At 35.1% G+C, this 21,805-nt stretch carries 19 protein-coding genes; 9 read left to right on the forward strand and 10 right to left on the reverse strand.

What is annotated here, in order from left to right; translation table 11 throughout:
- Positions 1-2 precede the first annotated feature (2 nt).
- Positions 3-1,484, forward strand: a complete 1,482-nt coding sequence (locus GTR01_RS01960; RefSeq protein WP_160136191.1) for a trehalase family glycosidase — start codon at positions 3-5, stop codon at positions 1,482-1,484.
- 22 nt (positions 1,485-1,506) lie between these two features.
- Positions 1,507-3,942, forward strand: a complete 2,436-nt coding sequence (locus GTR01_RS01965; protein ID WP_160136192.1) for a TonB-dependent receptor — start codon at positions 1,507-1,509, stop codon at positions 3,940-3,942.
- 34 nt (positions 3,943-3,976) lie between these two features.
- Here GTR01_RS01965 and GTR01_RS01970 read toward each other — a convergent pair whose 3' ends face one another.
- Together GTR01_RS01970 and GTR01_RS01975 are read right to left on the reverse strand one after the other, a co-directional pair.
- On the reverse strand, positions 3,977-4,717 hold the full coding sequence (locus tag GTR01_RS01970) for a hypothetical protein (RefSeq protein ID WP_160136193.1): 741 nt from the start codon (positions 4,715-4,717) through the stop codon (positions 3,977-3,979).
- A gap of 196 nt (positions 4,718-4,913) precedes the next feature.
- Positions 4,914-5,552, reverse strand: coding sequence for an MBL fold metallo-hydrolase (locus tag GTR01_RS01975; protein WP_160136639.1), 639 nt, complete (start codon positions 5,550-5,552; stop codon positions 4,914-4,916).
- A 70-nt stretch (positions 5,553-5,622) separates the two neighbouring features.
- On the opposite strand from GTR01_RS01975, the gene GTR01_RS01980 reads away from it, so the two are divergent.
- The gene (locus GTR01_RS01980) at positions 5,623-6,837 is read left to right on the forward strand and encodes a type IX secretion system plug protein domain-containing protein (protein ID WP_160136194.1); all 1,215 of its coding nucleotides are present in this window, start codon (positions 5,623-5,625) and stop codon (positions 6,835-6,837) included.
- Positions 6,838-7,169: 332 nt separating this feature from the next.
- Entirely contained in the window at positions 7,170-9,125 is a 1,956-nt protein-coding gene (locus GTR01_RS01985; protein ID WP_160136195.1) for a M4 family metallopeptidase, read from the forward strand.
- A gap of 72 nt (positions 9,126-9,197) precedes the next feature.
- On the opposite strand, the gene hemH is transcribed toward GTR01_RS01985, so the two are convergent.
- The 3 genes from hemH to GTR01_RS02000 are packed head-to-tail and all read right to left on the reverse strand — an operon-like array spanning position 9,198 to position 11,662.
- Complete coding sequence (gene hemH / locus GTR01_RS01990) at positions 9,198-10,232, reverse strand: ferrochelatase (RefSeq protein ID WP_160136196.1); 1,035 nt, start codon at positions 10,230-10,232, stop codon at positions 9,198-9,200.
- Between the two features lie 5 nt (positions 10,233-10,237).
- The gene (locus tag GTR01_RS01995) at positions 10,238-10,774 is read right to left on the reverse strand and encodes an NADPH-dependent FMN reductase (protein WP_160136197.1); all 537 of its coding nucleotides are present in this window, start codon (positions 10,772-10,774) and stop codon (positions 10,238-10,240) included.
- 9 nt (positions 10,775-10,783) lie between these two features.
- Positions 10,784-11,662 carry a NifU family protein gene (locus GTR01_RS02000; protein ID WP_160136198.1) on the reverse strand — a complete coding sequence of 293 codons (879 nt, stop codon included), beginning with the start codon at positions 11,660-11,662 and terminating at the stop codon, positions 10,784-10,786.
- 166 nt (positions 11,663-11,828) lie between these two features.
- Here GTR01_RS02000 and GTR01_RS02005 point away from each other — a divergent pair, with 166 nt between their 5' ends.
- Entirely contained in the window at positions 11,829-12,365 is a 537-nt protein-coding gene (locus GTR01_RS02005; protein ID WP_065395062.1) for a gamma carbonic anhydrase family protein, read from the forward strand.
- 207 nt (positions 12,366-12,572) lie between these two features.
- Here GTR01_RS02005 and GTR01_RS02010 read toward each other — a convergent pair whose 3' ends face one another.
- A complete protein-coding gene (locus GTR01_RS02010; RefSeq protein WP_160136199.1) occupies positions 12,573-13,025 on the reverse strand; it encodes a hypothetical protein in 453 nt (150 codons plus the stop codon).
- A gap of 82 nt (positions 13,026-13,107) precedes the next feature.
- On the opposite strand from GTR01_RS02010, the gene GTR01_RS02015 reads away from it, so the two are divergent.
- Complete coding sequence (locus tag GTR01_RS02015) at positions 13,108-15,234, forward strand: helix-turn-helix domain-containing protein (RefSeq protein ID WP_160136200.1); 2,127 nt, start codon at positions 13,108-13,110, stop codon at positions 15,232-15,234.
- A 41-nt stretch (positions 15,235-15,275) separates the two neighbouring features.
- Here GTR01_RS02015 and GTR01_RS02020 read toward each other — a convergent pair whose 3' ends face one another.
- The 3 genes from GTR01_RS02020 to GTR01_RS02030 all read right to left on the reverse strand — a co-directional run bounded on the left by GTR01_RS02020 (position 15,276) and on the right by GTR01_RS02030 (position 17,532).
- Entirely contained in the window at positions 15,276-16,124 is an 849-nt protein-coding gene (locus GTR01_RS02020) for a M12 family metallopeptidase (RefSeq protein WP_160136201.1), read from the reverse strand.
- 171 nt (positions 16,125-16,295) lie between these two features.
- Complete coding sequence (locus tag GTR01_RS02025; protein WP_160136202.1) at positions 16,296-17,030, reverse strand: hypothetical protein; 735 nt, start codon at positions 17,028-17,030, stop codon at positions 16,296-16,298.
- Positions 17,031-17,070: 40 nt separating this feature from the next.
- The gene (locus GTR01_RS02030; RefSeq protein WP_160136203.1) at positions 17,071-17,532 is read right to left on the reverse strand and encodes a hypothetical protein; all 462 of its coding nucleotides are present in this window, start codon (positions 17,530-17,532) and stop codon (positions 17,071-17,073) included.
- Positions 17,533-17,797: 265 nt separating this feature from the next.
- On the opposite strand from GTR01_RS02030, the gene GTR01_RS02035 reads away from it, so the two are divergent.
- The 3 genes from GTR01_RS02035 to GTR01_RS02045 all read left to right on the forward strand — a co-directional run bounded on the left by GTR01_RS02035 (position 17,798) and on the right by GTR01_RS02045 (position 20,677).
- Entirely contained in the window at positions 17,798-18,802 is a 1,005-nt protein-coding gene (locus GTR01_RS02035) for an LLM class flavin-dependent oxidoreductase (protein WP_160136204.1), read from the forward strand.
- 69 nt (positions 18,803-18,871) lie between these two features.
- The gene (gene ribB / locus GTR01_RS02040; RefSeq protein WP_160136205.1) at positions 18,872-19,993 is read left to right on the forward strand and encodes a 3,4-dihydroxy-2-butanone-4-phosphate synthase; all 1,122 of its coding nucleotides are present in this window, start codon (positions 18,872-18,874) and stop codon (positions 19,991-19,993) included.
- Positions 19,994-20,095: 102 nt separating this feature from the next.
- Positions 20,096-20,677 carry a Crp/Fnr family transcriptional regulator gene (locus GTR01_RS02045; RefSeq protein ID WP_160136206.1) on the forward strand — a complete coding sequence of 194 codons (582 nt, stop codon included), beginning with the start codon at positions 20,096-20,098 and terminating at the stop codon, positions 20,675-20,677.
- A 109-nt stretch (positions 20,678-20,786) separates the two neighbouring features.
- Here GTR01_RS02045 and fmt read toward each other — a convergent pair whose 3' ends face one another.
- Complete coding sequence (gene fmt, locus GTR01_RS02050) at positions 20,787-21,731, reverse strand: methionyl-tRNA formyltransferase (RefSeq protein WP_160136207.1); 945 nt, start codon at positions 21,729-21,731, stop codon at positions 20,787-20,789.
- Positions 21,732-21,805 lie beyond the last annotated feature (74 nt).

Genomic DNA, 21,805 nt, shown 5'->3' on the forward strand with positions numbered 1-21,805 from the left:
CCATGAGTAATCAGCTTTATATCAAAGAAATCCAGGTGCTTTTTGATGCAGTACAGAAATCAAAAGTTTTTGAAGATCAAAAAATGATGACCGATGCTATTCCTTTATTTCCGATAGCAGAGATCAATGCAAAATATGAGCAGGAGAAAGATGTTGAAGGTTTTGATCTGAAAAGTTTTGTGATGGCACATTTTGATTTTTTAGGAGCTAAAGTGTCTGTTCAGAAAGAAGATCACCTTCCAATCGGACAGCATATAGAAAAGCTTTGGGACGTATTAACCCGTACAGCGTATGAAGAAAAAGGAACTCTTTTAAAATTACCAAAACCGTATATAGTTCCGGGAGGACGTTTCAATGAGTTTTTTTATTGGGACAGTTATTTTATTATGCTTGGACTGCAGGTGTCCGGAAGGGTGGAAATGATGGAAAATATTGTGGAAAACTGTTCTTACCTTATTCAAAATGTGGGCTTTGTTCCTAATGCGAGCAGAACTCATTTTTTAAGCCGTTCACAGCCACCGTATTTTTCATTAATGCTGGAACTTCTGGTAGAGACTACGAATGATGAAACGATTTATATTAAATATCACGATACTTTAGAGAAGGAATATGCTTTCTGGATGAACGGAGAAGAAGAGACAAAAAGTGGTTCGGGATTAAAAAGAGTAGTGAAAACCCAGGATGGAGATATCCTGAACAGATATTATGATGCAGAGAATGAACCGCGTCCTGAAAGTTATCTAATCGATATTGAAGATCAAAAGAATGCGTCAGGAGACGAATTTTACAGAAATATAAGAAGTGGCTGTGAGTCTGGCTGGGATTTTTCCAGCCGATGGTTTGCAGACGGAGAACATATTCAGACGATTGAAACACTGAATCTTGCTGAGGTAGATTTAAACTGTCTTTTATGGCATTTGGAGACGACATTGGCAAAATCATCAGCGCTTCAGCACCTGAAAGACAAAGAAAATTATTTTACTGAAAGAGCAGCAAAGCGAAGACATATGATCAATAAATACTTCTGGGATGAAAAGACGAAGATTTACAGAGATTATCATATTAAAAAAAACACAAAAACACCGTCTGAACATATTGCTGCTCTTTACCCTTTATATCTGGGAATTGCAGATCTGGAGCAAGCACAAGCAGTGGTTGAAACCATTTCTGAAAAATTTTTATATCCGGGAGGATTGGTGACTACCACAAAAGAAACAGGGCAGCAATGGGATTTACCCAATGCATGGGCACCTTATCAATGGCTAGGCTTTAAAGCAATGAAAAATTATGGTTTTAATGAAATGGCAGAGCAGATAAAAAACAATTGGTGTTCGAATGTGGAGAGAGTGTATAAGAACACCGGAAAACTGATGGAAAAATACAATGCATTAGATACAGAAACAATAGCAGGAGGCGGGGAATATCCTAATCAGGATGGATTTGGTTGGACGAATGGAGTGTATTTAAAACTACAACAAAACTGAAACTAACAATAAAAATAAGGCTATGAAAAAAAAATCAATCTTTTTAATCGCCGCAACAGCTGTATTGTACTTCAATAAAGCCTATGCACAGGAAACTCCACAAGATTCTGTGAAGGTTTCCTCTATCGATCAGGTTGTCATTACGGGAAACTCCAATCCAAAGAAAAAAATAGAATCCAGTACCGCTATTTCAACATTCAGCGCAAAGGAAATTCAAAAGCAGAATCCTATCAGTGCAGCAGCGTTACTACAAAGAGTTCCCGGATTTGCGGTAGAAACTTCAGGTGGGGAAGTAGGAAATAACCTTTTTGCAAGAGGTATTCCTTCTGCAGGAGCCTATGAATTTGTACAGGTTCAGGAAGACGGCCTTCCGGTGTTTGAAGATGGTGCACTTCAGTTTGCGAATGCGGATAATTTTTTTCGTGTAGATAATTCCGTAAGCAGATTAGAGGCTTTAAGAGGAGGTTCCGGATCTATTTATGCCAACAATTCCCCGGGAGGGCTCATTAACTTTATTACGAAAGAAGGAACCAATGATTTTAAAGGAACTGCCAAACTGGAAACCAGTACTTATGGATTGATGCGTACCGATCTTAATGTCGGTGGTGCTTTGGTGAAAGATAAACTATTCTTCAATGTTGGTGGTTTTTACAGATCAGATGACGGAATTAGAAAGACAGGTTTTAAAGCCAATAACGGTGGACAAATTAGAATGAACCTGAAGTATGTCTTTGATAAAGGCTATGTTAAAGTGTATTATAAAAAACTGGACGACAGAAATACGTTCTTCCTTCCGATTCCTTTAACGCAGGACGGAGATAAACTAAAAGGTTTCAATGGTTTTGATCCTAATTATGGTACTTACAGCTATAGAGGAATCAGTCAATTAAATATTCCACAAGCTGGTGGAGGATTTTTCAGCAGAAATTTAGAAGATGGAATTCATCCGAAAGTAGACGTAGTGGGGGCAGAGTTTAAGTATGATCTAGGTGGAAATTTCAGCGTTTTAAATAAAACCCGATATACCAATATCGATATGAATTATACGGGAATCTTCCCCGCCGGAGCACCCAAAAGAGCTGCTGAGTTTGCCAAAGACCTGGGAATGACCAATTATCAGTATTCATTGGTAAGCAATGGGGCAGTAGTGAATCCTGAGTATGTGCAAAAGCTAGGCTTCTGGGCGATCGATAAACAGATGAATAATTTTGTCAATGACTTACAGTTCAATTATAAATTTGATAAAGGAAATGTAACGGCTGGATTTTATAAATCAAACTGGAAATCTCATCAATACTGGAACTGGAGCAATATTCTGACTACTGCTACAGACAGACCAGAACTGTTGAACCTGATCGATCCGACACTTAGCTCCAACAGTACTTATTCTAAAACATATAACGGAGTTCTTGATATGTCTACGTTGCTTAGAGATTCTCAAATTCAGGGAAGTTTAAATGATCTTTATTTAAATCTGGATTATAATGTAACAGATGCATTAAGCTTTAATGGAGGAATTCGTTATAGTCGTGATTTTTACAGAGGATATAAAGTAAATACCACTAAAGCCAATCTGAATACTTCAGGCTTAACAACTGATGGAATTCATGGTTTTGGTACGACAACAGCTGATGATAATATGAATGTTCTGGGCAATCAGTTTACCTATTGGTATTATGATATTAACAAAGTCTCCTATACATTAGCTTCCAACTATAAGATCAATCGTGAAAATGCAGTGTATGCCCGTTTCTCTCACGGTTTCAGATCTCCGAATGAAGAAGCATATTATAATAATATAGGAAAGCTGGATGCGGTAAAACCTGTACTCACCAATCAATTGGAAGTAGGATATAAATATTATTCCCGTACTTTCGATATTGCGGTGATTCCTTTCTATTCAGCACTTAAAAATCTTTCGTTTACGGATGTTTACTCAGACGGAACTTCAGAAAATAAATTTGCCAATACGACCAATTTTGGGGTTGAAATTGAAGGATATGCCAGATTATTCAATAATATCTTTGAAGTGACTTTCAATGGAACCATTCAGAATCCAAAATATAAAGATTTTACAGGAAGAAATGCTGATGGTACCACCTTCGATTATAGCGGAAATGTGGTAAGAAGAATTCCTAAATTCTATTTCAATATTTCACCTGCCGTGAATATCACCAAAGAATGGAGAGCGTATGTAAGCATGAATTATTATGGAAAACGTTTCCAGAATGAAGGAAATACAGATGATAATATTCTACCATCTTTCACAGAATTTGGTGCAGGAATGTCTTATCAGTTAGGAAAAATCCGCTTTGCTGTAGATGGAACCAATATATTTAATACCATCGGAATTACAGAAGGTGATCCAAGATCTCAGACTGTAACAGGTTCTAGTATCAGAATGGCAAGACCTATCATGGGAGCGGCTGCCAGAGCTTCAATTACTTTAGATTTCTAAACTCTATTTCTTTATAACACGAAACCGCCAGGACTTAGTTCTGACGGTTTTTATTTTTTAATTCTCTGAATATCCCTCTCTCGGAAAATTCTTTATTTCTAATTTTATTTTTTGGAGTTAAAGCAATATGCCTTATTTTTTCGATAGAATTTGTTTTAAGATTTAAGGTTACATCGTCAACAATTATCTTCTCAATATTATCTTGTTTATTAAACAAAAGGTATGTTTCTCCTTTTTTTACTTTTAATTCATCGAGATGTATTCCGTTCATACTTTCAACATCGTTTAAATTATAAAAGAATAAGCTATCTTTAGTCTCTTTAAATTTTTCAAAAACATATCTTTCTAATGCTCTATCATGTTCTGAATATCCTTTATATTGATATGTTCGGGTTGTTAATTTGATCTCATTTTCGGATGAAATATTCACCTTCATTGGTTTGAAAATTGGAATACTATTGTAATAAGGGTCTCCGCAAGTTCCATAACATTCGTGAGTTATACCTTCAATATTACTTTTATTTGGAATTTGTGATAATTGATAAATGGGTAGAATGCTTTCTACTTCAACCTGAAATTGTTTTGTTGAATCCAAAATTATAAAACCATGAGGGTTTGAGTCAAGACCTCCCCATGCACTAAAATAATAGATGACTTTTGAAGTACCTTCAATCTTTTGTGTATATAATTGATCGATTCTCCATTCAGTTTTTCCAAAACCACAGCTACAAAGAATAAGAAGTGATGATATTAAACAAAATATTTTAAAATTCATTTTTTACTAGGTTATTAGGGAGTATTATGCATAATTTGTAGATTATGATAATCCGAAAATGTATTTTACATTTATTCATTCTACTTCAATCCTATTATTAAAAATCCGATGTTTAGATTCTTTCAGAATGACAAAATGCGTGAAACGCTTACACTCTCAAACCTTCAAACCCGAACCTCGCACTCCGAAAGCCCGCTTACTTTAAAAAAGGATTATACTGTTTTTCAAACCCAATTGAAGTAGGATTTCCGTGACCGGAGAAAACCTGAGTTTCAGGATCCAGTACAAAAAGTTTTGTTTTAATCCCGTCAATTAACTGTTCATAATTTCCTTTATAAAGATCTGTTCTTCCAATGCTTCCTTCAAACAAAACATCACCTGAGATCATAAATTTCTGATTTTCGTTGTGATAAACCACACTTCCTGGTGAATGTCCCGGAACATGATAGATTTTAAACTTTTCTCCGTCCAGTTCAAGTTCCTCTCCTTCATTGATATATTGGATATCTACCTTCACAGGCTCAATAGGGAAGCCGAATCTCATTCCACTAGCCTGAAGCATATCTAGAACCTCCTGGTCTTCCTGATGCATATTAACAGGAACTTTGAAGGTGTCAAATGCCCATTGTAGGCCTAAAACATGATCAATATGAGCATGGGTTAAAAGAATTTTCTGAATGTTCAGTTCTTTTTCTTTAATAAAGTTATCAATGGCTCTGGTTTCCTGTTCATTCATATTTCCCGGATCAATTAACCAGGCATTTTTGTTTTCATTATAAAGAATGTAGGTATTCTCACTTGCGAAGTTGCATACGAAGCCTTGAATCTGAAGCATAATCTGAATATTTTTATTCAAAAATACGATATTATTAAGAAAATGGCTATTTTTCGTTATCTTCGTCATAATGAAAACTTTGCGAATACTCTTACTTTCCCTGGGTGGACTGGTTTATGGACAAAATATCCAAAGCATCCAGCTATTTAATCCTCAGACGAATGATGAAACGCCGGTCATCAAGTTCGGTGAACAATTGGTGTTGAGTTTTGATGATCTTACCAATGGCAGTGAAATCTATCGATACACTATTAAACATTATGACAGAAACTGGAATGATGATAATTTGTTCTTTACAGAAATTGCTACGGGGAGTATGAATGGGCTTTTGGATCAGTTTCAGTATTCATTCAATACATTGCAGGCTTATACACATTATAAACTGACTTTTCCCAATGATAAAATTCAGCCGAAAATATCAGGGAATTTTGAACTGATCGTTTACAAGGATTCTGCAGACAGACCCTTATTCAAAAGACGATTCTATCTGGTAGAAGATGCCGCTACTCTGGGAGTGAATGTCTCAAGGATTGCGGATGCGAAGAATCCTAACGTCAACCAAAGAGTAGAAGTAAAAGCATTACCAAAAGCGGGTGATCTTTCTTCTAATGTCAACTCTATGAGTTTGAACGTAATGCAGAATAATAATCCCAATATGGTAATTTTTAACCAGAAGCCAAGTGCTGTTTTAGGAAATCAATTGCTTTTCCAACAGATGAATCTTGTGTTTCCAGGAGATAACGAATTCTATTATTTCGATAATAAAAATATGACCATTGCAGCTGATATGGTTCGGGCAGTTGAAGTAAAAGATGATGCCAATTATACTTATTTACATCCTGTTTGGGCATTTCCTTTAAATTATCAATATCAGCCTGATGTAAATGGTGCCTGGTATTATCGAAGAAATGATTTGGGGAGAGAAAGAGATGCTGAAAGAGAAGCAGATTACTCCTGGGTATATTTTTATTTAGATTCAGATCCGGTGGATAAGGAAATCTATATTCTTGGGGGATTCAATAGTTTTAAACCCAGCAAAGAAAATCAGATGCAGTATGATCCGGCAACGAAACAGTATGTTGCTAAGTTATTTCTGAAACAAGGATTCTATAATTATGTTTTGGCCACAAAGCAAGGAGATGCTCCATTGGATTTTGGTGAGGTAAATGGTAATTTCTGGCAGACAGAAAACCTTTATCAGGCATTCCTTTATTATGCGCCTTTTGGACGAAATTATGATGGTCTGATAGGGTATGGTGAATTCAGAACTCCTATTAGAAAATAATATCTAAGAATTAACTATAAAATATAAAATAAAGGCTGTCTCTACTGAGATAGCCTTTATTTTTTATAGATATTATTAAGATTGGATAATTATATTCCATAAAATGTTTAGCATAATGAAAAAAATAATTCACAAAATATTGATTTTTGTGAATTTAATTCATGAAAAATATTCATAATAATAAAATTATGTTTAATTATTTCGCTTTAATATAAAATCATTAGTGTGGTTTGTGTAATGATTTATATTTTCTATTGAATTTTATTTAAAATAAATATCATTATGTTGTGAAAAGTTTATAAATTCGTTCTCACATCAAACAAATATTATTTATGAAAACAAAATTTATTTTAGCAGTAAGCGTTGCAGCCTGCTCTTTCGTTTTTGGACAAAACACTCCATCCAAAGTAATTTCCGGTAAAAATGGATTACACGCAGATTTTCTAAGGTTCGATAAAAATGGGCCGGTTTTCAAAGGAACTCCGGTTTTATATGATGAAACATCTGAAAGATTATCACCTGGACACGCTCGTAAATTAGGGACTGAAAAAGATCAGCTAGGGTTTGAGACTCACAGATTCCAACAAGTAGTTAATGATATTCCTGTAGAATATGGGATGACAGTTGTACAAACCAAAAATGGCAATATTGTAGGGCAAACTGGAAAATGGATCCTTGATGTTCCTCAGAGAGTTGAAAAACAGGCAAACATTTCTGAGAACATCGCACTGCAAAATGCTTTATCATTTGTAGGAGCAGAATCTTATAAATGGCAAAACAAAGAAGAGGAAGATTTCATTAAAAGAGAAACTAATGATAAAAATGCGACTTTTGCACCGAAAGGAGAGCTGGTGTATTACTCAGAGCCTACTGATGAAAAGCTGAATGATCTTAAACTAGCTTATAAATTTGATATTTATGCTGAGAAGCCATTAAGCAGACAATATGTTTTTGTAGATGCAAAAAATGGAAAAGTATTAGGAACTGATGCATTGATTCATGATGTAAATGCAGCAGGAACGGCTACCACAGGATACAGTGGAAATAGAAATATTACAACTGATTCTTATAATGGAAGCTACAGATTAAGAGAAACAGGAAGAAACGGAGGAACAGCTGTAGAAACTTATAACCTGCAAAAAGGTACAAATTATGCAGCAGCGGTAGATTTTACCGATTCTGACAACGTTTGGAATAATGTGAATACCAATAAAGATCAATATGCTACAGATGCCCATTGGGGTGCTGAAATGACAGTAGATTATCTTTATACAAAATTTGGAAGAAAGAGTATCGATAACAATCATTTTGCTATAAAATCGTATGTTCACTATTCAACCAATTATTTCAATGCATTTTGGGATGGTTCAAGAATGACGTATGGTGATGGAAGCTCTACTACAAATGGAGGAAAACCATTGACTGCCATTGATGTTTGTGGGCACGAAATTACTCACGGGATGACTTCTAAAACAGCTAACTTGGCATATCAGAGAGAATCAGGAGCTTTGAACGAAGGTTTCTCAGATATTTTTGGTAACACTATAGAAAAATGGGCCAGACCAAACCAGGCAAGCTGGACACTAGGAGAGGATTTCAGTTATGTGATCAGAAATATGGCCAACCCTAACGCCTATAGTCAGCCGGATACTTATATGGGTACTTACTGGAAAGCTACTACTACTTCAGGTTGTGCTACTCCTAGCCAGGCCAATGACTATTGTGGAGTTCATACCAATTCCGGAGTTCTGAATTTCTGGTATTATTTATTGGTAACAGGAGGTTCTGGAACTAATGATAAAGGGTTTGCTTATAACGTTTCAGGAATAGGATTGGATAAAGCAGCAGCGATCGCTTATAGAACTTTGACTACTTACCTGACTTCTAGTTCCACTTATGCCAATACAAGAACATATTCTTTACAGGCAGCAGCGGATCTTTATGGAGCTGGAAGTAACGAAGTAACACAGGTTACCAATGCATGGAATGCTGTAGGTGTTGGCGGTGGTACTTCTCCTGCAGGACTCATTGCAGCAGCAGCTAATGAATCTCCTTATACTATTAGTCCAAATCCTGCAACAGACAGATTTACGGTAGCATTCAATGGAAAAGAAGGTAAAGGAACTGTAGAAGTGGTGAACTTAACAGGAAGAAAAGAACTTTCTGAAAAAGTTAAGCTTACTGATGGAGCCAATAGACTGGAAATACAGCTTCCATCCAATATGCTTCCAGGAGTTTATATTGTAACAGTGAACGGCCAGAAAGCCGGAAATCTAATTAAAAAATAAGTTTTAATATATTTCAAGAGAAAGGCCGCAGAAAATTTTCTGCGGCCTTTTTATATATTATATCTGAAGGATTTATACGAAATAGAAATCATTCAATTTTTCTTCGCAAAGTATTTTTACCACTTCTATCCATCGATCTTCATCATTCAAGCAAGGGATGTAATGGAAACTTTCTCCACCACCATGCATGAATTGTTCTTTTCCTTCTTCAGAAATTTCTTCCAGAGTTTCAAGACAGTCTGAAACGAATGCTGGGCAGACAACAGCCAGATTTTTAATTCCTTTTTTAGGAATCGTTTCTAAAGTATGATCTGTATAAGGCTCAATCCACTTGTCTTTTCCTAATCTTGATTGGAAAGAAACAATTGTTTTTTCCTTTGGAAGTCCCATTTTAGCAATAACAGCCTCGGTAGTTTTATAACACTGATGCCTGTAGCAATAAGCATTGTGAGTATCTACCTGACTGTTGATACAGTTAGCATCATCAATCTTACAGGTCTTTGAGGGATCTGTTTTGTACAGATGTCTCTCCGGAACCCCGTGGTAAGAAAACTGAAGGGCATCAAAATTCTCAGGAAGCTTTTCCTTAATACTTTCAGCCAGACAATTGATATAAATATCTCTGTTGTAAAAAGGTTGAATATAATTGATTTTTACCTTTGGAAACTTTTTCTTTCTTACTTCTTCTGCCTTTTCAATAACAGTTTCTGTGGTACTCATCGCATATTGAGGATATAAAGGGAAAAGAACGATTTCAGAAATTCCCTGATCTACCAGTTTCTGGATTCCGGTTTCAATACTCGGTTCTGCATATCTCATCCCGATTTCCACCGGGACATCCACTATCTTTTGAAGTTTTTTCTGAATTTTTTCAGTAATGACAATCAATGGAGAACCTTCATCTGTCCAAACCGTTTTATAGGCTTCAGCAGACTGGGCCGGTCTTGTTTTCAGAATAATACCCTGAACAAGAAGAGCACGAAAGATCCAACGATAATCAATTACCCTTTCGTCCATCAAAAATTCATCAAGATATTCCTTTACATCATTTACAGCCGTAGATCTTGGTGATCCAAGGTTGACCAGTAAAATTCCTTTTTTATTCAATTTTTTTATTTTAATGATGAAACAGACTTGTGAAAATCTGTTACCAATTCTAATACTTTAGCAAAGGTATTGTTTTCAATTGAGCCATCAGGCTCCAATCTGCCCTTTATCCCTTTTATTAAAAGCTGATGTTTATCATCCGTTTTTGCTCCAAGCGTTTTTAAGAGCAGTAATAATTCTTCATGACCTTTCTCTCCACTGGCAGAACCTGTAATGAAGGCAACAGGTTTGTCCAGAAAAACATTCGTAGAAACACACCATTCCAATAGATTCTTTAATCTGCTCGGAATACTGAAAATATATTCCGGAGTAGAAATGAGTACTCCTCCCGAATCGTTAATATATTCTCTGATCTTCACGATTTCCTCAGGGATGTTCATATCAGTTAATGAGGTATCAAAATGAGGAAGTACAGAAAGATCATCATACATCTGGAATTTGATATTGGGATTATTGTCCATTACCTGTTCCATCAGTTTCTGATTACTGGAATTTTTTGTAGCACTTCCAATAATGATGAGAATCTTTTTAGATGCAGTCATGAAATTGAATTATCCGTTTACAGCTTCTACTCTTTCTACAAGATCCGGAACGAATTGTTTTAAAATATTCTCAATTCCGTTCTTTAAAGTAGCGGTAGAACTTGGACATCCTGAGCATGCTCCTTGTAAAAGCATTTTAGCAGTTTTGCTGGATTCATCATATTCCATTAAAGAAATTTTTCCACCATCATTTTCTACAGCCGGAGCTACATATTCATTTAAGATGTCAGAAATCTTCTGCTCATCATCAGTGTAATCTCTGTTAATGATCTTTTCAACAGGGTTTTCGTGTTTTTGAGGTTCAATTTTTGAAATTTCACCACCATTTTGAAGATAATCAGCAATAAGAGCTCGAACAGTAATCATTACTTCATGCCATTCCACAGAATTATCTCTGGTAACCGCTACGAAGTTATCAGAAATGAAAACTTCTTTTGCAAAATCAAACTCATTAAAGATCGCTGCTGCTAAAGGAACTTCTTCTGCAGCTTCTTTTGATTTTACTTCTACAAAACCTTCCATAAGCAGTTTGCTGGAAACAAACTTCATTACGTTTGGATTCGGAGTCATTTCAGAATAGATCTGATACATTTCTTTTTTCTTCTGAAGATAAATTCTTGGATTGGCCAATAATTCGTCCTCAATCACATTTTTCAGACTTTCAGCAACATGTTCCCATTCAACAGTATCCTGTTTTGCTACAGCTACAAAATTAGCCGTGATGAAAACTCTTTCCACAAAAGGATAATTGAAAAGTTCCTGTGCCATAGGAATTTCTGAAATATCTGAATTTCTGTCCAACTCCAAAGACCCCGGAATCAAGTTGTAGTCGGCAACAAATTTCATCACTTTCGGGTTTTCGGTTGGTTCTATAAGTACGGTACGCATTTTTTCGTTAAATTTGAGATACAAAAATACGCATTAGAAGTTAGAAGCTGAAAATTGAGAGTTAGATTTTTGCTATCGCTGTAATTTAGAAGTTAGATGCTAAAAATCAGAAGATAGGAAATCATGATTTTCAAATGGCTCATTTTTAAATTTTCAAATTAAAACTATGGCACTTATAAAAGAACTTTTAGGTAAAATACCACAAATAGGAGAGAATACATTTTTAGCAGAAACCGCTACCATTATTGGAGATGTTACCATGGGAAAAGACTGCAGTGTTTGGTATAATGCTGTTATCAGAGGTGATGTTCATTATATTAAAATGGGTGATAAAGTAAATGTTCAGGACAATGCGATGCTACACTGTACTTATCAGAAACACCCTTTGAATATTGGAAATAATGTTTCTATCGGTCATAATGCGATTGTTCACGGATGTACAATTAAAGATAATGTACTTATCGGAATGGGAGCTATTGTGATGGATGACTGTTTGGTTGAAGAAAACTCAATTGTAGGGGCAGGCTCTGTGGTTACTCAGGGAACACATATTAAATCCGGAGAAGTGTGGGGTGGAGTTCCTGCTAAAAAAATTAAGGATATTAATGCTCAGTTGTTGGAAGGTGAAGTCAATAGAATTGCAGATAACTATGTGAAATATTCATCCTGGTACAAAGAGAATGTGAAAGATTACGAATTGTAGGCAGAGGTGTGATTTGAGGGACAGGTTTTCGGGGTACGGGTTTGGGGAATACGTAGATATGATTTCGGAATTTGCTCCTTGTCTCTAATCTTTAAATCTCGAGTCTAAATCACAACTACATAAAAAACAACAAAAGCTCTGTCTAATGACGGAGCTTTGTATATCAATTCTTTGTATTGATTTGATATAGAACCTTTGCTTTATTTTTTATTTTGTGTCTGGAGTAATCAATCTTGCCTCTCCATTAATACATTTGATATAGGATGGAGGTGTGATTACTGTACAGTCGGACACGATATTATATTTTTCGTTAAATATCCTCACCTTATCCGTATATTCACTAATTCTTGACAGAATTGATGCTTCAATTTTTTTAGGGTAGGCAATGTATTGCTGAGGGCCGCCACAGGATTTTACTCCCATTGGAGCAATTGCCCAGTCACTGGCATTCGTACAGCTTTCCCCTTTTGCTTCAGATTCAATAGAAGCTTTTAATCTATCGATTTGTGCCTGATCATATTTTTGACTGTCTTCATCAGCGGGTCGGTTGGCAATATCTATAGGAAGGTTGGTATCAAGATTCTTCGTTGAATTACAGGAAACCAGGATGAATGTAGTACATAATACTATCGCTGGGATAAACAGTAAATTTTTTTTCACAATAGACTTTTTTCTTTTTAAGAATTTTCAAAACTTATGCCAAGGTAAGAAAATCAAATTCATTTCCGTATTTTTGACAACGATGAACAATCATTTTTTTGACTTAATAGAGTACACCAACAGGAGTGTTTTCTTGACTGGAAAAGCCGGAACAGGGAAAACAACGTTTCTTAATGATTTTGTAAGACGAACAAAGAAAAAGCATATTGTGATTGCACCTACAGGGATTGCAGCCATTAATGCAGGTGGAGTTACCATCCATTCCATGTTCGGATTGCCACTTAGAACCTTTTTGCCTACGACGGAAAGGATAGACACCAGTTTGGCTAATAATATTGCCGATCTGATGCCCCATTTTAAATACCGTAAAGATAAACTCAAACTGTTAAGAGAAGTTGAGATCATTATTATTGATGAGGTATCCATGTTGAGAGCAGATGTCTTGGATATGATGGATTTTTCTTTACGATTTATCAGAAGGAATAATCAAAGGTTTGGAGGAGTACAGATGTTATTCATTGGGGACTTGTTTCAGCTGCCACCGGTAGTAAGGGATGAGCATATTCTGAAAATGTATTATGATTCTCCGTTCTTTTTCGACAGTCATGCAATTAAAGATATTCCAATTGTTACGATTGAACTTACAAAAGTGTACAGACAATCTGACCAGGAATTTTTGGAAATACTGAATGCCATTCGTGATGGTGATGTAGCCAATATTGATTTTGATCATCTGAACAAAAGATATGATCCGGATTTTGATATGGGTAAGGAGTCTTACGTATATCTCTGCTCTCACAACAAAATGGCGGATGAGATCAATCAGGAAAAGCTGAAGGAAATAAAAGTTGATGCTAAAACCTATGAAGCTAAGCTGGTGGGTGATTTTAAAGAAAATCAGTTTCCAAATGATCAGTTTTTGGAGCTTAAAATAGGAGCTCAGATTATGTTCATCAGAAATGATATTTCCGGTGAGAAGAAATATTTCAATGGAAAACTTGGTGAAATCATTGGGCTGGATGAAGATGAAATTCGTGTAGTTCTCGATGAAAGTGAAAAAGAAATTACGGTAAAAAAAGAAACCTGGGAGCAGAAAAAATATTTTCTGGATACAGATAAAACAATCCAGGAAGAAGTATTGGGAAGCTTTGAACAGTTTCCGATAAAGCTGGCTTGGGCAGTTACTATTCATAAAAGTCAGGGACTTACCTTTGATAAAGTCATTATTGATGCAGGGAAAAGTTTTACCGCAGGTCAGGTATATGTAGCGTTGTCGCGTTGCAGAACATTGGAGGGAATTGTTTTAAAATCAAAAATTACTCCTGAAGTTATTTTTAAAGATAACAGAATTCTGCATTTCCATAGCGATACAGTGGCTAATGATCATGTTGAAGCTATTCTGAATCAGGAAAAATATGATTACAGTATCCGAAAAGTACTTCGTACAGTTGATTGCATGTGGTTTTTAAACGAAGTAGAAGAGTGGAATAAACTTTCCTCTACTACTAAAAATATAGACCGTGTTAAAGCCAATCAGCTTTACCTTCAACTCAAACATGAGGCAACCAATCTTGGAAAGATATTTGAAAAACTGGAACGCATTATTTTCCAGAAAGTAAATAATTTTATTGAACAAAAAGAAGAATGGTCTGAGATTGAAAGCAAGTCAAAAGGCGCTGTTAATTTCTTCTTTACAGAAACCAGAAATAAAATCTTTGATCCTTTGAAAGAATTTTACGCCGAAATCAAAGGGGCAAAAGGATTGAAACAATACAATGAAGAAGTGAAAAGCTGGCTGGAAGATATTGAAGAATATCTGAACAGTTTAAAAGACATTCACCTTCTTGAAACAAGACTTCTGGATGAAAAGAATGACAAGGAAGTCAGCATGAAAATTGTTAAGGTTCCTTCACAGGTTTTGACCTTTCAACTTTTTGAACAAGGGAAAACAATTGGAGAGATCGCATTAGAAAGAGGATTGGTAAAAGAAACCGTAATCGGCCATCTTGCCAAATTTGCAGAACAAGGATTGCTGGATATTTCAAGAGTCATTACTTCTGATAAAATTAAGGCATTTGAAGATGAGTTTTATAAAAATCCACATGAGACTTTAACTGAGTGGAAAAATGCTTTACCAAGTCATTTTGAATTTAATGAGATCAGGATTCTGATCAACCACTATAACTATAAAAAAGAAAAGAATTCCTAGGAATTCTTTTCTTTTTTTACGATTGAGAAAGACTTTACAATTTAAGGATACATCGCATTGATGGTATTGATATCTCCGGTTGTAAATCCTGTTCTGTTATAAGTGAAGTTGGAACCATCAGCTCTTTTAATAGTAGGTAGTCCATTTTTAGAATAAGATGTTGGCCAATACATCATTACAGAATTGATGTTAAAAGGCCCTATATCTGTCCCAGAAGTATATTTATTGAAATTATAGCCTTGTCCATCCTGAATATTTCCCCATTGAATGCTCACATACTGATCTCTGTCCTGGCGGCAATGTTCATGATAAAGTCCAACGGTGTGCCCCATTTCATGAATAACCGATCCTACTGAAATATACTGATCCAGAGAAATAGTTTGTTTTCCGCCCTGATATCCGATATGAGCCCATCCATCCGAACCATTTGAACTTCCAAAAATAAATTCTACATAATTGGATTGGTTGGTACGCTGAACCCAGCGGGTATTCGTTTTGGAGTTGTATTCACTCACTGCAGTATTGATTTTATTACCATTGATAGATCCCATATTATTTGCAACGGTGTAGTAAATGGTGCGATTGGGCCATCTTGAGTAAGTTGCACCACCTTTATGGGTTGTACCTCCTTCCGACAGCTGTTGATCAGAAAGAACAATGTCACCTTGGAAAAAATTCATTCCGTTTTTTACTTCATACGTGATTTCCTGACCGTTTAACTGTCCTTTTTTAAGGTTAGCAACATTCACTGCGTTCGTTTGGGTTTCACTTGTGATTTCATCATTATTTTTACTACAAGAAGATACTATTGCAGCCATCACAAGGCTCATTAGGAAAGTTTTTTTTGTCAATACTTTCTGGGAAAACAAGTCATTAATTTTTTTGTTCATGGTAAATATTTTTTCAAATTGTTACACGAATATAATGATATTTCTCTTTATAATGAATTAAATTTATTGAAATGTTTATATGTTTGATAAGTTAATGGGCGTAATACTGGTTTTAGTGGATTTACTTTAATAGTTTAAAATAAAATATTGATAGTATAGAGGTATTTGTAATTAAAACTGTTGATAATGTTGATAATGAAATTGTTGAGCACAACGGAGGTAATAAGTATTAGTTATTAGATTTTCAATTTCATCAACAAATCCATTCATCTTTTTTATCCGATCTATTTTTTCTTGCCCTACAGTTTCAAAATCAATTTTATTTTCATCTTCAATTATTTGTCTTAAAGATTGGATATAAATTTGTTTTTGTTGTGAAATATCATAATGATCAAGGCTATTCTTTTTTTCTAGAGAAATTGAAGACAAGAAAATTACATATTCAGCATAGGCGGGAATCCTTTTTTCTTGATGACCAAAATAAGTACCTCCATATGCAGCATAAGCAAATATTGAATTGATATTAGAGAAAATCTCATTAAGGGTTTTGCGCTGTTCTTTATATTTTTCAAATCCATTTCGCTGTTTTAAAAAATGCGTATACAGTATATAATAACGATCCTGACCTGCTTCACTTGCAAATTCAGTATTACCGGAACAAAAATAAAATTTGTCTGGGCTTTCAGGGAAATCTTGAAAAAATTCAGGATGCTTATCAACTAATGTATTGAATTTCTTTTTATCATATCTGATAGTGTCGCCTATTTCTGTAGTAATTGTTATTGTATCTAATTTTGTATAGTATTTTGAATTAACAGGTCTTTTCGAACTGCCTTTGTCTATATTTTTAGGATTACAGCAGATTAAGGATTCTATAGAAAGCAGAATAAGAAATATTTTTTTCATGGAATAGTTTATACTCAAATATAGAAAAGATAATGATGCGTTAAGAGATTTGAAGTTCTCCTTCATATAATGTTTCGTATAAATTATATAGATGTTCAAAGCCTTTATTTAGTTTCCAGGTTCCAGAATAAATAAAGGATATGTAATTTCCAATATAAGGTCTTGTCTTTTTGTTTATTTCAGTATGTTTGTACTCCATCCATATAGCCAAACAATCATTTTCCTTAGGTTGATAATTTTCAAATACACTTTGGGAATTGAGTAAAGAAAGCATGGATTCATAGGAAAGCCCGTTATTCAGTTGAGAGCTGGAAGATTGATATTGGAAATCAATACCATTGTCTTCTTCTTTTCTTAAAAATTTAGACAGTTTCCATAAAATTGTAGTTTTTTCATATTGAAGTCTAGATAGATTGATTTTATTCTTTTTTGAGTTTTTATGATGAATTGATTCTTTGTTATCAATTATGTTTTCGGCTTTTTTTAGAATAAATGTAATCATGGATTTGGAATAGGATGGGGTTATTGTGCTAGTTAGCTAAGTCTCAAATATACAACACTAATTAAGAATTTTAGATTCTAAAAATGTATAAACAAAATAGATTGAATAAAATTTTCATTTCCCATAGTTTTTCCCTGAACTCATCAATAGATCCTATTAATTACAAAAAGTAACTAATGCGGTTCAGATGTTTTACATTTGTATGGTTTTAATACCACTTAGAAAAAGAAGGTTCTATATCTCTTTTAAAAATTAACATCTCAATATGAAAAATTTTGAAATTTCTGTTTTAGACCTTGCACCAGTGAAGCAAGGGAAAAGCATACATGATACTTTTCAGGACAGTTTGTCTTTAGCCAATCACGCAGAAGGTTTAGATTATAAAAGATTCTGGCTGGCGGAACATCATAATATGGAAAGTATTGCCAGTTCTGCAACCTCCGTTTTAATTGGTTTTATTGCCAATGGAACAAAAAAGATCAGAGTAGGTTCCGGAGGAATTATGCTTCCAAATCACAGCTCATTAATCATTGCAGAACAATTCGGAACATTGGAATCTCTTTTCCCGGGAAGAATTGATCTGGGATTGGGAAGAGCTCCAGGAACTGATGGATTAACCGCTCAGGCATTGGGAAGAAACCCGGCGATTATCAACGAACAGTTTCCAAGACAGATTCTGGAACTTCAAAGATATTTTTCCAAAGAAAATGCAGATGCAATGGTTCGCGCTATTCCTGGGGAAGGATTAGATATTCCGTTGTATATTTTAGGGTCTAGTACAGATAGCGCATGGTTGGCTGCAGAACTTGGTTTGCCCTATGCTTTTGCCGGACACTTTGCTCCGGAACAGATGGAAATGGCTTTTAAAATTTACAGAGAGCATTTCCAGCCTTCGCAATATTCGGAAAAACCTTATATTATTGCCTGTGTGAATGGAGTAGCCGCAGAAACTTCTGAGGAAGCTCATAAAATTTCTACAACGTTGTTTCAGGCATTCATCAATATTGTGAGAAACGACAGAAAACCTTTTGCTCCACCAGTAGATGATATGGATGAAATCTGGTCACCTATGGAAAAATCAATGGTTTTACAGAAGCTAAGATATACTTTTATCGGAGATCAGACTGAAATTGAAGAGAAGCTTAAAGACTTTCAGGAGAGATTTAATGTAGATGAACTCATGATCAATTCTCATATTTACGATCATCAGAAAAGATTAAGATCTTACGAGATTATCAGAGAAGCGGTGAACTCTTTATCCAAAGCGTAATAAACCATTCATATAAATTGGCAGATGCTTATTTTTATGAGTATCTTTGCACTCAAATAAAAAGTAAAAATGTCTGATATTAAATTAAATACTATTCCAGAGGCCATTGAAGACCTTAGAAATGGGAAAATAATCATAGTAGTAGATGATGAAGACAGAGAGAATGAAGGAGATTTTCTTTGCGCAGCAGAACTAACAACACCAGAAATTATCAACTTTATGGCACTTCACGGAAGAGGGTTAATTTGTATGCCGCTTCCTGAAAAAAGATGTGATGAGCTTGGACTTGAAGTAATGGTAAGCAGAAGCAGCGATCCTAAAGAAACTGCTTTTACTGTATCAGTTGACCTTTTAGGAAACGGAACTTCTACAGGTATTTCTGCAGGTGACAGAGCAAAAACTATTTTAGCTTTGATGGATGATAAATCCAAACCTACAGATTTCATGAGACCAGGGCATATTTTCCCGCTTCGTGCAAGAAAAGGAGGTGTATTGAAAAGAGCAGGACATACTGAAGCTGCTATCGATCTTACTCATTTAGCTGGATTAAAAGAAGGTGGGGTAATCTGTGAAATCATGAATGAAGATGGAACGATGTCCCGTTTACCTGAACTTCACGCATTTGCTCAGAAACACGATATGAAAATCGTTTCTATTGAAGATTTGATTCACTATCAGCTTAAAAAAGGTAACCTTGTAGAAAGATTGGAAGAGAAAAAAGTAAAAACACACTACGGAGAATTTGACTTCTATGCTTTCAGAGAGACTTCTAATGATCAAATCCATTTTGCATTGACAAAAGGAGCATGGACAGTAGATGAGCCGGTTTTAGTAAGAGTACAGTCTTCAGATTCTTATTTTGATGTTTTGACAAGATTGAATAATGGTGAAAAACCTCTATTGGAGAAAGTAACCAATATGGTAAACGAAGCTGGAAAAGGTGCTATCATTTTCATCAACAACGTTTCCAATTCTGAAAATACATTAAGAAAACTTCAGCAGTTCCTGAACTATCAGGACGGACAGGAGCAACATCCTACTTTAGCGTACAACTATAGAGATTATGGTATCGGAACGCAGATCTTAAAGAATTTAGGAATCAATAAGTTCAAAGTAATCACTCAAAACCCTAATATCAAACCTCAGGTTGGAGGATATGATGTAGAAGTTACTGAGTTGGTACAACTATAATAAATGAAGCGTCTGAAGTGGAATTTTTTCACTTTAAATGACTTTTTACAAAATGAATTAAAAGGTTTAGGATTTTTCTAAACCTTTTTTTATTTTTAGACCATGACCGAGCCTTTACAAAAACATATCCGAGAGTATGTTGATATTTCAGATGAAAAGCTGGAAAAATACTGCAATGCGTTTACCTATCGAAAAATAAAAAAGAAAGAATTTTTATTGATGGAAGGAAGTATTTGTGATTTTGAAGGGTTTGTTGTGAATGGTTGTTTTAAAGTTTTTCATACGGATCGAAATGCAGCGGAACAGATATTATATTTTGCTATTGAAAATTGGTGGATTTCTGATATTGATAGTTTTATCAACAGGATTCCGTCCAAACTTACCATTCAGGCGCTTGAGAACAGTGAAATTCTTTTGATTTCAAGAAAAGATAAAGAAATGCTTTATCAGGAGATGCCGGAAGTAGAAAGATTAATGAGGTTGAAGTTTCAGAGTTCAATTATCGCATTACAACGTAGAGTTATTGATAATTTAAGTAAATCTTCGGAAGAACGTTATCTTGAATTTTTAAAGAAGTATCCTCAGATAGCTCATCGCCTTACCAATATTCAGATTGCAGCCTATCTGGGTGTAACTCCTGAATCTCTGAGCAGGGTTCGTAAAAAAATTGTAGGGAAAGTATAGGGGGAGCCATTGTTGACCTTCCTTTCTGTAAAAAATGATAATCAATAAAAAAGCCACAACAGATATTTTAGTTGTGGCTTTTATTTATAGTTAAAATTTTACTGTACAATTACAGTGATATTTCGTCAAAGTTTCTGAAACCATTCAGGAAGTCTTTCACAGTCATTCTTTTCTTCCCTTCTAGCTGAAGCTCCTGTGGAAAATAGATACCATCTTGAGTATAGATTTTAAACTCATTTTTTGAAATGTCTAATGTTCCGGCATCTTTACCGTGATTGAAAATTTCAAAATTACCACCAAAGATTTTTAATCCTTTTTCTTCAGCTCCGATTTTTAAAGTAGTGAAAGCTGCAGGATATGGAGACATTCCAAGGATAAATTGATGTACTGTTTTTGATGGAGCTAACCAATTGATTCGGGTGTCTTCTTTAAAGATTTTATAGGCATTTTTAGGGTGCTCCACCTGTGGCTGAGGTTTTTCTTCAATAGCATTTTCAGCCAATCCATCTAGCGTTTTTACCACCAATTTTGAACCCATTTCCATTAATCTGTCATGAAGATGGCCTGCGTTTTCATCAAGTAAAACTTCAATTTCTTCCTGAAGAAGAATGTTTCCTTCATCAATTTTTTCATTAATGAAGAAAGTTGTAGCTCCTGTTTTCTCTTCCCCATTGATAACAGCATAGTTGATCGGAGCAGCTCCTCTATAATCCGGAAGAAGCGAGGCATGAAGGTTGAATGTTCCTATTTTAGGCATTTCAAAAAGAATCTTAGGCATCATTCTGAATGCTACCACAACAAAAACATCAGCATCGAGCTTTCTGAGCTCCTCTAGAAACTCAGGGTTTCTTAATTTTTCCGGCTGGAAAACAGGAATATTATTTTCCGAAGCATATATTTTTACAGGAGATTGGTTAATTTTCTGACCACGTCCGCTTGCCTTATCTGCTACGGTTACCACACCTACAACCTGATGATGAGATTGATGAATGGCCTCCAAAGAAGTTTTTGCAAACTCAGGAGTACCTAAAAAAACGACTTTCAATGATTTCATACTGCAAAGATAAGTTTTTGTAGTTGATATGTGGAGGTTCGTGGATCGTGATTAGGGGAAATAGGTTGTAAACG

It is taken from the genome of Chryseobacterium sp. c4a (genome assembly GCF_009900745.1).
Taxonomy (GTDB): Bacteria; Bacteroidota; Bacteroidia; order Flavobacteriales; family Weeksellaceae; genus Chryseobacterium.